The organism is Streptomyces sp. NPDC028289 (genome assembly GCF_055565975.1).
In genome coordinates, this window is the sequence record NZ_JBVHTI010000018.1 from 1 (window position 1) to 15734 (window position 15734).

General features: G+C 67.5%; 12 protein-coding genes and 5 pseudogenes. 9 read left to right on the forward strand and 8 right to left on the reverse strand.

What is annotated here, in order from left to right; translation table 11 throughout:
• A partial coding sequence (locus ACZ4UV_RS50060; RefSeq protein ID WP_467849207.1) for a hypothetical protein occupies nucleotides 1–667 on the forward strand: 667 nt, incomplete at its 5' end.
• A 63-nt stretch (nucleotides 668–730) separates the two neighbouring features.
• Nucleotides 731–886, forward strand: coding sequence for a hypothetical protein (locus tag ACZ4UV_RS50065; protein WP_467849213.1), 156 nt, complete (start codon nucleotides 731–733; stop codon nucleotides 884–886).
• Nucleotides 887–1108: 222 nt separating this feature from the next.
• Here the strand turns inward: ACZ4UV_RS50065 and tpg are convergent, their stop codons facing one another.
• The 4 genes and pseudogenes from tpg to ACZ4UV_RS50085 form a co-directional block, all read right to left on the reverse strand.
• Nucleotides 1109–1666 (reverse strand): telomere-protecting terminal protein Tpg, encoded by a 558-nt coding sequence (gene tpg / locus ACZ4UV_RS50070; RefSeq protein WP_467849220.1) that lies wholly within the window; start codon nucleotides 1664–1666, stop codon nucleotides 1109–1111.
• A gap of 6 nt (nucleotides 1667–1672) precedes the next feature.
• Nucleotides 1673–3865: a telomere-associated protein Tap gene (gene tap, locus ACZ4UV_RS50075; protein WP_467849224.1), complete on the reverse strand. Its 2193-nt coding sequence runs from the start codon at nucleotides 3863–3865 to the stop codon at nucleotides 1673–1675.
• A 123-nt stretch (nucleotides 3866–3988) separates the two neighbouring features.
• Nucleotides 3989–4436 (reverse strand): annotated as a pseudogene (locus tag ACZ4UV_RS50080) (P-loop NTPase family protein).
• 322 nt (nucleotides 4437–4758) lie between these two features.
• Complete coding sequence (locus ACZ4UV_RS50085) at nucleotides 4759–5127, reverse strand: hypothetical protein (protein WP_467849440.1); 369 nt, start codon at nucleotides 5125–5127, stop codon at nucleotides 4759–4761.
• Between the two features lie 302 nt (nucleotides 5128–5429).
• On the opposite strand from ACZ4UV_RS50085, the pseudogene ACZ4UV_RS50090 reads away from it, so the two are divergent.
• From ACZ4UV_RS50090 to ACZ4UV_RS50120, 7 genes and pseudogenes are all read left to right on the forward strand, one after another.
• Nucleotides 5430–5631: pseudogene (locus tag ACZ4UV_RS50090) on the forward strand (transposase); the annotation flags it as partial.
• A 291-nt stretch (nucleotides 5632–5922) separates the two neighbouring features.
• A complete protein-coding gene (locus ACZ4UV_RS50095) occupies nucleotides 5923–6420 on the forward strand; it encodes a VOC family protein (protein WP_109001234.1) in 498 nt (165 codons plus the stop codon).
• Between the two features lie 122 nt (nucleotides 6421–6542).
• On the forward strand, nucleotides 6543–7436 hold the full coding sequence (locus tag ACZ4UV_RS50100) for an IS982 family transposase (protein ID WP_467849235.1): 894 nt from the start codon (nucleotides 6543–6545) through the stop codon (nucleotides 7434–7436).
• Between the two features lie 372 nt (nucleotides 7437–7808).
• Nucleotides 7809–8816: pseudogene (locus tag ACZ4UV_RS50105) on the forward strand (IS256 family transposase); the annotation flags it as partial.
• A gap of 165 nt (nucleotides 8817–8981) precedes the next feature.
• Nucleotides 8982–9470, forward strand: a pseudogene (locus tag ACZ4UV_RS50110) (transposase); the annotation flags it as partial.
• A 17-nt stretch (nucleotides 9471–9487) separates the two neighbouring features.
• Nucleotides 9488–9718: pseudogene (locus ACZ4UV_RS50115) on the forward strand (transposase); the annotation flags it as partial.
• Nucleotides 9719–10222: 504 nt separating this feature from the next.
• Nucleotides 10223–10861: an HAD family hydrolase gene (locus ACZ4UV_RS50120; protein ID WP_451021190.1), complete on the forward strand. Its 639-nt coding sequence runs from the start codon at nucleotides 10223–10225 to the stop codon at nucleotides 10859–10861.
• A 52-nt stretch (nucleotides 10862–10913) separates the two neighbouring features.
• On the opposite strand, the gene istB is transcribed toward ACZ4UV_RS50120, so the two are convergent.
• The 4 genes from istB to ACZ4UV_RS50140 all read right to left on the reverse strand — a co-directional run bounded on the left by istB (nucleotide 10914) and on the right by ACZ4UV_RS50140 (nucleotide 15696).
• The gene (istB, locus tag ACZ4UV_RS50125) at nucleotides 10914–11708 is read right to left on the reverse strand and encodes an IS21-like element helper ATPase IstB (protein WP_451021191.1); all 795 of its coding nucleotides are present in this window, start codon (nucleotides 11706–11708) and stop codon (nucleotides 10914–10916) included.
• Nucleotides 11681–13339: an IS21 family transposase gene (istA, locus tag ACZ4UV_RS50130; RefSeq protein WP_467849445.1), complete on the reverse strand. Its 1659-nt coding sequence runs from the start codon at nucleotides 13337–13339 to the stop codon at nucleotides 11681–11683. The genes istB and istA overlap by 28 nt, the downstream gene beginning before the upstream one ends.
• Before the next feature lie 230 nt (nucleotides 13340–13569).
• Entirely contained in the window at nucleotides 13570–13929 is a 360-nt protein-coding gene (locus tag ACZ4UV_RS50135; protein WP_451021193.1) for a hypothetical protein, read from the reverse strand.
• A gap of 15 nt (nucleotides 13930–13944) precedes the next feature.
• On the reverse strand, nucleotides 13945–15696 hold the full coding sequence (locus ACZ4UV_RS50140) for an FUSC family protein (protein ID WP_467849252.1): 1752 nt from the start codon (nucleotides 15694–15696) through the stop codon (nucleotides 13945–13947).
• Between the last annotated feature and the right edge of the window lie 38 nt (nucleotides 15697–15734).

A 15734-nucleotide genomic window follows, 5' to 3' on the forward strand; every position in this document is an offset into this window, starting at 1 on the left:
ACTGCCGCGGATAGTTCTTCATGACCACAAGATATCCGTTCTCAGATCCTCAGGACCCAGCGTCTCGCGTGTCCAGGATCAGAGGTCAAGGCCCGTGGCCCGGTCTGCGTACCCGGGTGACACAGCGGGCGCAGTACTCGCCGGGGTGGCGCAGGCCGAGCGGCTGGACGTGACGGCGACAGACGCGAAACGGATCTTCAGGACGGCGACGGAAGACATGGCGTTCTTGGCCATACCGCAAGTCGTGGCCCTACACATCGAGTTGTGCGTCGGCACGGTGATCGAGTGCAAGCGTTTCCCGAGCCTCATCGGGCAACAGAAGCAGTCGCCTGAGTGGTGGGCTGTGCCGCTCTTGGCGAAGACGGTCAGGTTCCGTGAAGCGGAGACGACCGCAGACCATCTCATGAAGTTCTGCGTAAAGCTGCGGAACACCATCATGCATGGTGCCGGCAAGGTCGACGACAAGCTGATCCAAGTATGGAGAGACCTTCCTCATGCGGCGAAGACGCGCTGGGAAGCGCTGGTCGGACGACCCTTCACGTACGCGAGGATCGGTGCGCTGCCGGACCTCCACTGGCCTGAGGTCATGGCCACGCTTGCGGTGACGAAGGAGTCGGCCGGCGAGATCAACGCACGGATCGGGCGGCTGCTCACGCGGGAGCAATAGGCTCAAGTCATCGCCCTTGACTATCGGAACGGTTCGCGGCACAGACGGAGGCGCTTCAACAGCATGACGCCGCGCAGGACGGTGGCGGACGAGAACAGCAAACCCCGTCCGGGCCAGGAGCGTGCCCTGCAACGGCTGCTGGGGCACGCCACCACGTATTACCGCCCGTTGGGGATGACCCCCGACGAACTGCGTGCGGGCCGAGAGGCCATTCGTTAGGAGCGGGCGCTCTGCCATTGAGCTACTGGTGGACCGAAAGTCCACGGACCGGGCTCGAACCGGTATCTCCCGCACAGTTACGACTCTGGTGATGAACCGGCCCATCCCGCAGATGATCGCCTCACACACACTTTACCGAGGAACGCCGTCAGCTCAAGCGCTCATTCGTCAAAACGAGCGCTCGATCACAGCTGCAATGCCGGGGACGAGTCGTTGTCTCGACTACAGCTCGATCTGGATGTGCTCCACATCGGTGAACTCCACGCCAAGGCCCGCGGCCCGGGTGTTGTTGGCGCGGAAGTACATCCGTGCGAGGCCGTCGGCCGCGATCTGCTGGAGCTGCTGCTCGGTGGCGCCCTGCTCGCGGGCGGTGAACAGGCGGTCCGCGAACTCCGGCGGCAGGGCCTGGGTGATGTCGCGGATGCGGGCGTCGTCGGTCGTGCCCGGCGCGGCGGTGAACCCGAACCGGGCGCGGGTGGAGACGACCAGGCCGGCCGTGGACGCGGCCCGCTTCTTCGCCTTCGCCCGGATCTGGGGCTGCCACCGCTTCTTGACCTCACGCTCTATGCGGTCACGCAGGTCCCGGCGGGGCCGCTTGAACTTGCCCGCGACGTACCGCTCCACGGTGCGCTGGGAGATCCCGAGGGTATCCGCGGCGGCCTTGGTGCCCTTGAGTTGCTTGACCAGGTACTTCATCTGCGCCTGGGCGCTCTGCGGGATGCGGCGGGTGAACGCCCCTTCCAGCGCGGCGTCCAGGCTGTCCCCGATCGAGTCGGCCATCGTCGGCTACTCCCCTTCCCCGGAGGCCGGGTCGGTCTTGATGAGGTTGGCGAGGTTGAACACGGCGCCCGCCTCTTCGAACTGAGCTTCCGCCCACAGCACGGTCTGGGTGCCCTGGTGCTTGACCATGCCCGGCGAGACGCCGAGCCGGAACGTGCCCGGTACCGGCTTGCCCTCGTCCGTGTACGGCAGGACGTCCAGCGGGGACGGCCCGGGTGAGGGGTAGACGATGCAGTCCGTGCCGATCGCGACGGGGTGACGGCCGGTCGCGGCAGCGGTCTTGAGGATCTTGCGGTGCATCCCGATCCGGACGGTGGCCAGCACGGCGGCCCGGATGTCGGGGCGCCAGGTCTCCCGCGCGAGGGCCGGCCACGGCTCGTAGTACGGCACCTGGCCCCGGCTGCGCTGCCGCAGTTTGCCGATGCCACCCTTCGCCGTGGACTTGATCGCGTTCAGCAGCAGCGCCATCGTCGGGTCGACCTGCTTGTGCACCGCCATCGCGTCCAGGAACTCCTGGCCGCCCATCTTCGTGGTGACACCGAGATCGGCCATCGTGGCCACGTAGGCATTGCGCAGCCGGTCGTACCAGGGGTCCAGGTAGCGGCCGGACTCCAGACGTACGTACGCCTCGATCGGCGCGACCTCGAACCCGAGCTCCTGCGCGTAGGCGACGGTTGGGGTGGCGTACCAGGCCGGGCCGGTCGGGCGGTCGCCCTTCGGCGTGAACGGCGAGGGCAGCCGGTCGGCGTCCAGGGTGCGCCCGCCGGTCTGCACGCGGGACAGGTTGACGTGGGATAGGTCGACCAGCCACGAGCCGGGCACTTTCGGGTCGAAGGCGGGGTTGCCGGTCAGGTGGGTGGGGGCACCCAGGCCGACGGTGAGGCCGTTGGTGGCCGCCGCGAACGCCATGTTGACGTCGATGGCGACCAGGTACGGCAGCATGCACTCGTCATCGGTCAGCGGCCGGCACCAGTCGTAGGGCTCCTCCATCAGCATCTCTGCCGGGGTCCGCAGGTGGTGGCGCTCGAACTTCCCCTTCAGGATCGGGTGCTCGTCCGGGACCTCGCACTCCACGACCTCGTACACCGCCGTCAGGGCGTCCGCGTTGAGCGCCCGCTCGAACTCGCCGGTGGTCTCGTTCTTCTCCGCGCGGGTCGGCGGGCGCAGCGCGGTCATGAGCTCCAGGCCGGTCGTCGACGTGGTGCCGCGCGGCGTCATCACCCGCTGCGCGTACGTGCCGAGATAGCGGGCGAGGTCGGCCGGGTGCATGCCCGGCAGCTGCGGGTCGTCCTTCTTGTCCCACTCCCGGGCGTCCAGCGCGTTCCACGACGGGATGCACAGCTGCACGCAGCGCCGCCGGGAGCCCTCCGGGTCGCGGAAGACGCGTGCCCACGGGCCCAGTCCGCGCTGGGTGAGCTGGATTTCGGCCCGCTGGATCTGCTTGACCACCTTGTGGCTGTCCTTGAGCCGGCCCGCGCGTCGTTCCTCGTCCGACAGCACGGCGGGCAGTCCGTAGCGCTCCAGCGCGGCCGGGGTGAGGACCAGGATCGGGTCGGCGTCGCGGCCGTTGCGGTGCAGGCGAGTCTGACCGAGGCGAGCTTCGGTGATGGTCCAGTCGACCAGCGCGGGCAGCGACTTGGCGGGCACGTCCAGGACCAGGCCGCCGACGCAGTACGCCGACACCTGCCCGCCCTCCCAGTCGACGACGGCGAGCGGGCCGTTTTCGAAGCGCGGGTCGACGACGGCCGCCGCCGAGGCGGCGGTCTTCTTCACCGCCTTCTTCGCGGCCGGCCGCCGCGACGTCGACGTCGGCCTGGTGAAGCTCGTCGGCGGGTGGGCGGGCGGCTTGGCAGCGGCCGGCGCCGCCGCGGACGGGGTTTCCGGAGCGGAGGTGGCGGTGAGCGTATCCGGCACCGCAGGGTCGGGGGCCGCCTCGGTGGCGGGGGCGGGGAAGCGCGCGGTGAGGCCTTCGAGCAGCCGGGCGTACGCGGTGCGCTGCGGCGGCCGCGGTTCGTTCTTCCCGGACTCCCAGTTCGCCACCGCCTCCCGACGTGTGCCGAGCACCTTCGCAATATCGGTCTGCGTCAGACCGGCGGCCTCACGCAGACGCCGGCGTTCCGCGGGCGGCGGCAGGTCGTTCTGGTCGACCCGATTCAGCAGCGCATCGACATTGTTGAGCAGCTCGTACTCAGTGGGCACAGAGCTCACCTCCATCAGCACCCTACTCCAAGCACTCATTGGATCGATCAATGATTCGCACATTGGATCGCACATTTTGGATGGGGTGCGGGGCTTGGTCTGTGCGTCACAGCAGTGCTCCGGTCAACGGTCCGCGGCGGGCTGGTGGGCCAGGCCGGTGTCGCGCATGATGCGGTCGACGGTCTCATGCAGAGCGCTGTCGGCGCCGATGACGGTCTCGGCGCCGCCGGGCAGGAGATCGCGTGACCGGTACCAGTCGCGCAGCTGCGTCTCGCTGACGTCGTCCGCGATAGGCTTGGTGGCGTGCCGGGTGAGGGTTTCTCCGAACGGGACGTCCAGGTAGTAGCCATGGGCCGGGCCGCGGTGGTGGGTCTGATGCAGGTTGGGGTGACAGCTTGTTGGCGGTGCCGGGCCGGTCCCGTTCGCGGAGCACGATGCGGCGGAGGTTGTCCTGAGCGATCACGGCCAGGCCGCGGCCGAACCGCTCGCGCAGGCCGGCCGCGACGGACGACTTGCCCGAGGCGCTGTTGCCGCGCAGGACGACCAGCCGGGTTTCTTCGGTGCCCACCATCACGGCGGTCACGTAATCGACGGCCTGTGACAGCGCCGGCGGTGTTCCGGGGGGCCGGATTCGGCGTCCGGACGGCTGGCTTTGCGCTGTGGCGCAAAGCTCCCGCCGACGCGCAGCACGCCCTCCGCTGGGTCAGGCTGCGCTTCGTGAGAGCTCGACCTGCCAATTCAATCTCGATTGATGGCTGCGTCGCGTCTGCGGTTGAGCTGCGTCATGAGCCACGGCTATCCGCTCCGCGCCAGGCCGGGCGGCAGCCGACCTGGAGCAATTGTCAATTCCTGTGGATTGCTGGGTGGTACTCCAGTGCGACCTCGTGATCTAGCTAGGCGTCGAGGTAGTGGTAATTCCCATCCGGGAGGCCGATCACCAGGCCGCCGCTGTGGACCCTCCACTCGCTCATGCCGTCGACGTCGTGGCTGACCAGAAACAGCCCCCGGGGCCTCTCGTCGTACTCGTCATCCTGGTAGGAAGCCGGGATCTGGGCGATCTGACGCAACCTCTCCTCGAACCAGTCGAGGGACACCGCGCGGATGTAGCCCCCGTAGAAGGCCCACCTGACGCCGTTGTACTGCCGAGCGGGGAAGGCCCAGCCCCCACTGTAGGTGCGCTCCGGATCGTCTGCTTCCACGATCTCCTTGATCTGGGCCAGCTGTTCGTCGTCACACTCCAGCCAGCCCCTGACCGAGACCATGGTTCCCACGGCGGTTGCTCCTCATTCGTGTGGCGCGCTGCCCTGGCGCACGGTTCCTATGCGCTTGCACGCTAGAGGCAACCTGCTCGGTCCCGCAAAGGGATTGACAGGTGGATCAGCTGCCTCAGGCGAGAGCGCGCCATGCCCATTCGGTCGGCCTCGCGATTTTGCGCTGGGCCTGGGTGAGTATGAGAACGGCCAACGCGTGGTCATCAGGGGTTGTGTGGACTCCTGAAGATCGTGCGATGGCCACGGGTCACAGCATGGACGCGGCCCGCTGGCAGGCGATGTTCGGCCAGGCCATGGCCCGCATCGCGGGCCGGTTTCGCCGAGTGGAACTGCGGGCGACGGCACGGGCGTTCATCCTCGGACTGCTGTCCGGCGTTCGAACGCAAGAACTGCATGCAGCTGGCCGAAGACGCTGGCCAGGCCCGCCCCGGCGCGATACAGAGGCTGCTGCGAAGCGCACGCTGGGACGCCGACGGGGTGCGTGACGAGGTCCGCCAGGCACGCTCTTTCAGACCACCGGCCACACCGCAGTACCACCTTCTGGCCTGGTCAATCTGGCGCAGGCTCCACCAGGCACAGGCCAGACGCGCCCACCACCGACGACGGCTCACCAGCCACTCGGACACCTAGACGATCAAGTCCTATGTCTGGCTGACCCGTCTCGCAGGGTTCCGCCTCAGCGCGCCTTGGTCACGATGCCATTGGCGCCCGCATAGGACAGAAACTGACCTATATCGGGGTTAGCGTCTTCACCAAGTTGTGGTTCGCGCTCCAGGAGGCAGTCAGATGTCCGTCAAGCCGGTTCCCCAGGGCTACACCACCGTGACGCCGTGGATCATCTCTCGCGACACGGTGCAGCTCATCGCCTACATGAAGAGGGCCTTCGACGCGGAGGAGCTCGCTTGTCTCACCGGTGAGGACGGAAGCGTCGAGCATGCGGAGGTACGAATCGGCGACTCGGTGGTGATGTTGTTCGACGCACGGCCGGAGTGGCCGCCGACCCCCGGCTTCCTCCGCCTCTACGTCGAGGACGCCGACGCCGTGCACCGTCAGGCCGTTGCGGCTGGCGGCACCTCGGTCACCGAGGTCACCCATCTGTTCTTCGGTGACCGGGTCGGGCGGGTGCGTGATCCGCTGGGCAACCTGTACTGGATCCAGACCCGCGTGGAGGATCTGAGTCCGCAGGAGATGGAACGCCGCCTCGGCGACCCGGAGTTCACCAAGGCGATGGAGTACGTCCAAAGCGCCGACTTCTTCCCCGGCCGGGCCTCTGACCTCGGCTGACAACGTGCCTATGCGTTGGTCAGGTCGGCGGCCTGGAGCATGGTCCTCCAGCAATCGCGCCGCCCGCCGACGGGCGGGACCGGAGTGTCCAGGAACGTGAAGAGGGTGACCAAGATCGTTGTGTGACGAACAACCTGGACACCCTGCTGACCGCACTGTACGTGAAGACCGACGACGAACTGGCGACAGGCCGATGGATGGGCAGGCCACCGCAGTTGACTGATGCGGAGCTGGTCACGCTCGCGGTCGCTCAGGCTCTGCTGGGCTTCGGTTCCGAGACGCGCTGGCTGCGCTACGCGAACTCGCACATGTCCTCGATGTTTCCGTATCTGCCGCAGCAGTCCGGGTACAACAAGCGCCTCAAGGCGGCGTTGCCGCTGGTCAAGAAGGCGATACGGATGCTGGCTGCGGACACGGACTTCTGGTTCGACAATCACTGGATCGTCGACTCCACGCCGGTGCCGTGCGGCATGTCGCGGCCGACGGTGAAGCGGTCGGACCTTGCCGGGTGGGCCGGATACGGATACTGCGCCTCCCACTCGCGGTTCTTCTGGGGCCTGCGCCTGTACCTGGTCTGCACGCCGACCGGGATGCCGATCCTGTGGGCCCTGGCCAACCCGAAACTCGACGAGCGCGAGGTGCTCCAGGCCATGCTCGACATCGGTGCCGGCCTCGTGGCCGACCGGCCGCGGCTGTTGCTCATCTCCGACAAGGGCTTCGCCTCCAAGGAGTTCGAGAACGACCTCGCCCTGCGCGGCATCACCCTGTTGCGCCCGTCGTTCAAGCGGGAGAGGAAGCGCAAGGGCGAGGGACTGCTCAAGTCGGTGCGGCAGCTGATCGAGTCGGTGAACGACACGTTGAAGGGCCAGTTGGACCTGGAGCAGCACGGCGGCCGCACCCTCGAGGGCGTCGCCGTCCGCGTCGCCCAGCGCATCCTCGCAATGGCCGCCGCGATCTGGCGCAACCACAAGACCGGCGCGCCGATCATACGGTCGCTGGTCACATTCGATCACTGAAGACATCGGACTTGATCGTCTAGATCGCGAAGCCACAGTGGAGTATTAGGGCAACGGGTTGGCGCCTTGGATGACCTGCCCTCCGGAGGCCGCGGGGGCCGACATGAGACGCTGGACGTCTTCTCCTCGGAGCGTCACGAAGGCGGTGAGGCCAGTATCGAGTGCTGCGACCCGATGCCCGTAGACCAGGGCCTGCGTCAGCGTCAGGTCGATCGCTTGTGCTGAACCGCTGAGCTGGTGGTTGCGTCCAGGGAGATGGTGTACGGGTTCGACCTGATCCGGGGGTTTGCTCCGGCGTTGGGATGAGGCCCGCATAGTTGAACGGTCACCGGCTGATCTTCGAGGTGTCGAAGCCCGAAGGAGACCAGCACGATGACCGCACCCGACAGTCTGCCCCTGCACGTCCTCGCCGAGGACAACCTCGCCGCGGCGAGTCCCGATCTGCTGCACGCGATGGTCAAGACGTTCGCCGACGCGCTCATGTCCGCCGAGGCGGACGCCCTCTGCAACGCCGAATACGGCCAGGTCAGCGACGAGAGAGTCAACCACCGCAACGGATATCGCCCACGCGAGTGGGACACCCGCGCGGGCACCGTCGAACTCGCCATCCCCAAACTCAGGTCCGGCAGTTACTTCCCGCACTGGCTGCTGGAGCGACGCCGACGGGCCGAGCAGGCCCTCATCTCGGTAGTCGCCACCGCCTACCTGCTCGGGGTCTCCACCCGCCGAGTCGAGAAGCTCGCCGAGAGCCTGGGCGTCACCCAGCTGTCGAAGTCGCAGGTCAGCGCGATGGCCAAGCACCTGGACGAACAGGTCGCCGCATTCCGTAACCGGCCCCTGGACGCCGGCCCCTACGCCTTCGTCTGGGCCGATGCCCTGACCCAGAAGGTCCGCGAGGGCGGCCGCATCGTCAACGTCCACGCGCTGATCGCGGTCGGCGTCAACGCCGACGGGCACCGCGAGATCCTCGGCCTGGACGTGGCCACCGCCGAGGACGGCGCCGGCTGGCTGGCCTTCCTGCGCTCCCTGATCGCCCGTGGCCTGGCCGGCGTCCAACTGGTCATCTCCGACGCCCACATGGGCCTGGTCAACGCGATCGGCGCCACCCTGCCCGGCGCGAGCTGGCAGCGCTGCCGCACCCACTACGCCCGCGCACTGCTCAGCCAGGTCCCCAAGTCGGCCCAGCCGTGGGTGGCCACCCTGCTGCGGACCGTCTTCGAACAACCCGACACCGACGCAGTCCAGGCCCAGATGCGACACGTCCTCGATGCTCTGGAGGCCAAATTTCCCAAGGCAGCAGCCCACTTGGACGCCGCTCAGGGCGACGTGCTGGCCTTCACCGCGTTCCCGCGGGAGATCTGGCGGCAGATCTGGTCGAACTGTGAGGCTTGCCGGGCAACGCTCCCGTGTCGTGGTCTGGCCCGTGGTCTAACTGGCACCCGTGCCTATGGATTGATCTGCCGGCCACGGCACGGTGCGTTCGCTTCCCATTGCGACCGGACTGCCTTGTCCCGATAGGGGCCTTGCCACCGCTGGCGCCATCAGGCCGTGGCCTACACCCTGCAGCTCCTGGCCCGCCGCATCCAGCACCTCACCGACGAGGTTCGCGAACTCACCCGCCGCATCACCGCCACCATCCAGCTCCACACGCCAGCCCTCCTGGAAGTTACTGGCGTCGGGCCCGACAGCGCGGCCGTTCTCCTCATCACCGCAGGTGACAACCCCGAACGGCTGGCCAGCGAAGCATCCTTCGCGGCGTTGTGCGGTGTCAGCCCGGTCGAAAGGTCATCCGGCAAGACCCAGCGCCGGCGCCTGAACCGCGGCGGTGACCGCCAAGCCAACGCCGCCCTCTACCGCATCACACAAAGCCGCCTGCGCTGGGACAGCCGCACCCGCGCCTACCTTGAACGACGCGTCCAAGAGGGCAAGAGCCGCCGCGAGATCATCCGATGCCTCAAGCGCTACATCGCCCGCGAAATTTACAACCACCTGCGGGGCCTCCCTGCCCACGTCCGCCAGCCGCAGGCAGCTTGACGAACCATAGGGGCATCAACCCACAGGAACGACTCAACAAGGAGATCCGCCGCCGTACCGACGCGGTCGGCATCTTCCCCGACCGCACCGCCCTGATCCGCCTGGTCGGCGCGGTGCTGGCCGAGCAGAACGACGAGTGGACCGAAGCCCGCCGATACATGGGACTCGACCTCCTGGCCAAGGCCCGCCTCCACCCGATCGAGTCAGAAACCGACGACACCGTCCTCCCGACCGAACTCACCGCATAGCCTCAAAGAAGAGATCACCGAGTGGCCGTCGATACACCACTCCAGCGGACGTGACCGCAAGGCGACCGACTCCCTGCATGGATCGAAGCGGCCAGCGCCACCACCGAACTGCCCAGCCTTCGCCAGTTTGCTCAGCGCCTCCTGCGCGACCTCGACGCCGTCACCGCCGGCCTCACCCTTCACCGAGAGTCACACGTCCACACGAAGTGGACCAGAGCCCGTTCTCGTGGAAAAAGCCACGTTTTGGCTTCGATCACTTCTTGCGACAGCGTTTGTTGACGAGTTCTGACGTCGTCGTCCGGCCGAGGACTCCGCGGTTCGTCACGAGTTTTGAAGGCACCTGCCCATGCAGCCGAGTCGTGTCGGCGGCTCGCGACAGGGCTGCCACAAGGTTTCAAGATCGCTTGACCTTGCCCCAGAGGGAAGGGCGACAGTGTCTCCGTAGATCACACGAGCGAGCGGTGTGCGCTCGCCAGCCGGGCTGGACGAAGAGGGGGAGTTCGAGTGACGGCGACCTGCGTCATTCTCGATATCGGTGGCGTGCTGGAGATCACGCCGGAAACGGGGTGTGTGCAGCGGTGGGAAGAGCGGCTGGGGTTGCCGTTCGGTACTGTGCATGAGCGGCTGCGCGACGTGTGGCAAGCCGGGAACGTCGGGAGTATCAGTGAACGAGAGGTTCACGAGCAGGTGGCAGCACGCTTGGGGCTCGACGCGCCCCAGGTTGAAGCCTTCATGGCTGATCTCTGGGCGGAGTACCTGGGAACGCCTAACGAGGAGCTCATCGCTTACGTGCGTGGGCTGCGAGGAAGCTGCAGGCTGGGCATTCTAAGCAACAGCTTCGTCGGTGCCCGGGAACGGGAGACCGCGCTGTATCACTTCGACGAACTGGTCGAGCAAATCGTGTACTCGCACGAGATCGGCATCGAGAAGCCGGACCCGCGTGCCTTCGAGACCGTATGCGCCAGCCTGGAGGTGCGGCCGGAGAGCTGTCTGTTCATCGACGATCTCGCAGTAAATGTTGAGGCTGCTCAGGCGGCGGGTATGCAGGCGCATCTGTTCCAGGACAATGCCCGGACGATTACGCGCATCGCAGCTCATCTGGACGCTGGTCCCCGGGTTGGAGGGCCTGTCCCGCTCGGATGATGTCGGCCTGGCCGACATTTAACGGTTGCCGGCCAGGCGGTGGAGCGGTTGATCAGCCCGCTTCTGCGTGTTCGGCACGGGCTCGGGTGCTGGCCAGGCGGTAGGAGTCGGTTCCGGTCTCGATGATGGTGCCGTTGAAGGTGAGCCGGTCGACGATGGCGGCGCAGAGACGGGGGTCGGTGAAGGTCTTCGTCCAGCCTCCGAACGACTCGTTTGAGGCGATGGCGACGCTGTTCTTCTCCTCCCGCTCGGTCAGAACCTGGAACGGCAGCTCGGCGCCGTGCCGGTCCAGTTCCATGTACCCGAGCTCGTCGATGCACAAAAGGTCGACGCGGCCGTAGCGGGCGTTGGTCTTGTTCAACTGCTTCTCGTCGGCGGCTTCAACCAGCTCGTTCACCAGCTTGGTGGCGAGCGTGTAGCGGACGCGGTAGCCCTTCATGGCGGCCTCGGTGCCCAGGGCGATGAGCATGTGGGACTTGCCGGTGCCGGAGTCGCCGATCAGGCAGAGCGGCTGTCCCTTCTTGATCCACTCGCAGCTGGCGAGGGTGTTGATGGTGGCCGCGTCGACGTTGGGGTTGGCGTCGAAGTCGAAGGCCCGTAGTGACTTCTCCCTCGGGAACCCGGCCGCCTTGATCCGCCGTTCCGAGCGTCGGCGGGCCCGGTCGTCGCACTCCGCCATCAGCAGCTCGGCGAGGAAGCCGCGGTAGGTCATCTGGTCCTTGGCGGCCCGGTCGGCGATGTCGGCGAACTCGTTGCGGATCGACGGCAGACGCAGCAGACGGCAGGCGGTGTCGATGGCGGTGGTGGCGGCTTGCTCGGTCAGTCCTCGCTGGCGAGGCAGGGCCACTGTGCTTCTCCCTCTCGGTGGTCACCGCCGCTGACGCGACGTCGGAGCAACTGGTCGTAGGGCGTCATCGAGGGCAGTGGCCTGGTGTCCGGCGGCAGGTGGTTCAGCTTCCACTCGTGCAGGAACGTCACGGTCGCCGACGGCTGCCCGGTGGCCAGCGCAGACGAGGTGGCTGGACCGGGTTCATCCTCGGTCTGGGCGGCTTTGCGGGCCTCCAGGGCGACCGCGTCCGCGGTCAGGGCCCCGGCCCGCAACGCGGTCGCCAGACCGGCGGCCAGGTACTCGTGCGGGATGTGCCGGGCCATCAGGAGCACCTCGATCAAGGCCCGGGTGCCCTCGGTGTCGCCGTGTGCCTTGACCGCTGCGGCCCACCAGGCGTCATGGACAGGGGTGAACTTGCCGGCGGAGCGGGCCTGCTCGAGTGCGGTCGCGCCGGGGAAGGCGCCTGGCTTGCGGATCAGGGCTTCGAGGTAGTGGTCCAGTTCCAGGCGGCAGCTGCCCTTGGCGATCAGCCGCTCATGGCGGGCCACTTCCACATTCTTGTCGTAAACCACCAGGTGAGAGGCGCGCAGCATCACCCTGACCCGCTTGCCGATCAGCCTCACCGGCACCGAGTAGCGGTTGGTGCGGACCGCGATCTGGCTGTAGCGGTCGACGCGAGGCGTGAACACCCGCCCGGTCTCGAACGGCTCCTCGGGCAGCGGCATCAGCAGCGGCCGCTCGACCTCGAAGTACTCGTCGATCGTTCGGGGCCGGGACCCGATCCGGCGTCGGCCGTCGTGCTGGTCCCACTGCTCGACCAGCTCGTTCAGCTCCGACAATGAGGCGACCTCGGGCACTGGGGTGAAGTGGTTGCGTCGGAAATAGCCGATCTGCCCCTCGACCCCGCCCTTCTCGTGGGCGCCGTCGGTGCCGGGCCGGCAGTAGAAGCTCTCGAGCCCGAAGTGCGATTTGAAGGCGATCCACCGGTCCGTCTCCACCCTGGCCCGGCTCAGGCCCAGCACGCGTGCGACGGCGGCCTTCAGGTTGTCGTAGCGGACCTTGCTCCGTGGGACACCGCCCAGCGTCCGCAGGGCGTGCACGTGCCCTTCGAAGAAGGCTTCCTGGCCGCAGGAGGCGAAGACGCGGTGGACGGCCTTGCCCGAGTACGACAGGCGGAAGGAGAACAGGTAGCAGGTGACCAGTTCGCCGGCGAGGCGCACGCCGACGTCGCCGAAGTCGACCTCGGCCTCCATGCCCGGCTGGTGGGTCTGGGGCACGAACGCTTCCAGCGGGGCCTTGCCAGACTCCACCAGGATCCGAGGCTTCCGGTCCGCGACGTAGCGCCGCACCATCTGGTAGGACACGTCGGCGCCGTGCTCTTCGACCAGGCGGTGGAAGAGCCGCGTGACCGTGTGCCGCTGCTTGCGCGGCGCATCCAGGTCCGCCCGCAGGATCCCGTCGATCACCGCCTTGTACGGGTCCAGCGCAGTCGGGCGCGGCGGCAGCTTCTTCCGAGGCTCCGGCCAGACCGAGTCCACGGCCCTGCGGACCGTCCGCCACGACACATTGTACTTGCGCTCGATCTCCCGCATCGTCATGCCGCCGCGGTGGTCGCGCCGTATCGCGGCATACAGCTCGACCTTCGACATCTGCGGCATGACCAGGGCCTTTCACCAGGAACACCCCGATGCTCCCGTGGCAAGGACCCCACTGCCGTCAAAACTCGTGAACATCACCCGACCGTGGATCTGGGTGCCTCCCAAACCCGTGAACAACTGACGACGCAACTCGCGAACAAAGCCAACGTTTTGTCGGCTCATTGCTGAAGGTCATCAACAGCGCTGCTTTCTGCCGGAGTTGGCTGATGGAGTCCCAGGGCTCAGGGGCGTGCGGGGTCGGGGCGCTTCGGGTACGGGTGGCGGTCGAGCCCGAGCCGGATGCCCTCCCGCTCGCGCCGGTTCCTGCCGAGCCGGAACACATAGCGGTGCGGTCCGGAGTGCCCCACGTTCTGGGCGCCGACGGCGAGCAGGGCGTCCCGGAGCCAGAGCGCGGGGTCGCCGCCGGCCCGCGGGACGGGCGCGCCGAGCCGGACGAGCTGCGCGGCGGCGTATTCGTGGCCCCGTTTCTGCCTGCGGATTTTCTCGGCCGCTCGCGAGGAAGCGCACAGGTTCGCAAAATCCTGAGCGGCGGCGCGGGGGAACCCGTACGCGAATGCCCGGACAGGTACGGCTACGTGCACGGGTTGTGGCTGCTATCAGCTGTCAGGTCGGGCGGTGCATGGGCAGGGAGTACAGGGCCGCGAGGGCAAGATGGCTTGGTTCGTTCGGTCCTGCCGAGTTGTTGACGAGTGCTGAGGCGCGGGCCACGCTGCTGCGTCTCGTGCACGTCCGGTCTCGGTGACGAGGCTTCGCGCGTGGAAGGAGGTGGCTTCCACGCGTTCGAGTACGCGGCGGACCCGGGCGCGGTCGGCGCGTCGGGGATTGAGCGGGTGCACCAGAGGGCGGCAGGCCTTGCGGAAGGCTTCCAGCGCCTGATCGAGATCAGGTGCATCGGGTGCGGGCTTCGGGGCACCGGCCGTCGGCGCGCAGTGCGCGAGGTGGTCGAGAATGGCAAGCAACTCCGTCAGACGCATTTCGGCGACCGTGTGGACACTCGTGGGGACGACCAGCGCAGCTGCCAGAATCCCGCACCCGGCCCCCAGAACGGTCTCCTGGATGCGTAGGGCGAGCAGCTCCGGGGAGAGCGTATGCAGCAGTGCGAGCACCATGCTGAGCGAGCCGGTGATGAAGAAGGTCACCGCCCAGTAGCTGCCGGAGGGGGTGTAGAACATCCCGAAGATGCAAGCGAGGAGAAAGGCCAGGTCCAAGGTGGTGTGCCCGGCGGCCAGGACGGCCAGGCCGTATCCGAACGGCACCCCGACGACGGTGCCGATCAGCCGCCGGCCGCTCTGCAGCAGGATGTCCCCGGTGTGCTCGGCATTGATGAAGACGACCCACGCCGTGGCCACGGCCCAGTACCACAGGTGCGGGGAGAGAAGATGTCCGCCGAGTACGGCGAGCGCGGCCGCGGCGGTCACCTGGAACGCCTGCCGCGTCGTGTGCCGCCACGGGCCTGAAGGCTGTGCTGCCCCTGGACGCGGTGCCACACGGTCGCGCTCTGTTCGATCCGTCGGGTCCATCGTCTCCGCCTCCCTCATGGTGTTTACGGAGTACGCCGTCGAATCCTTCGACGCGCGGATCGCGAGCATGCCGAGGCTCTGCGCGGCCGTGTCCGCACGTGCCGTCCGCTCCAGCTCCGCCTTCGTGTCGCGGAGCAGCCCGACGGGAGCCTCGTACAGGAATTCCTGAAGCAGCAGCGCGGAGGTGTGCAGCCGGTCGAGACGTCGTTCGACTCTGCGGACGCCGGCTCCGCCGTCTTCGAGTAGATCTGACATGGCCTGCTGCGCATCACGAAGCCGTCTGTTGAATGCCGCCCTCAGGCGCCTCAGGATGCCGTAGGACGTCGTGGGCATCAGACAGAAGCGAGTGATTGCGGCTGCCGCGAAGGCGATGGCCAACGCCCCGGTCAGTTGCGGGAGTTGGTGGGGCTGGATCCTGGCGAACTGGGACAGGAAGTAGGCCATGAAGGCGAAGATCCCGAGGTCCAGGCCCCGTCGTCCGAAGCGGCGCGTATAGACCGCGGTGAAGATCAGCAGCAGGAAGGCCAGGTGGGACGCGAAGGGGAAAGGCGCGAGCAGGCCCCCGGCTGACAAGGCGGCAAGGGCCACGGGCGCCCCGGCGAGCAGAGTGCGGAACTGGTTGCGGGGGTGCAGGTCGCTGATCGCCAACGAAGTGACCACCGCCGTGAAGCCGCCAGCCAGAAGCACGGCAGAGGACTGATTCAGTACCGTCAGCGCGGCCAGGGTTTGAGTGAGGCCGAGGACGGCACGCAGCCCGGCGGCCAGACGCAGGAGCCCCGGGTCGGCTGCGGCAAACCGGTCCCACAGCGACGCTGTCTTCGCAGCCACCGTGGATTTCCGTTCCTTCGTCGTGGTTGGCCGTCCCC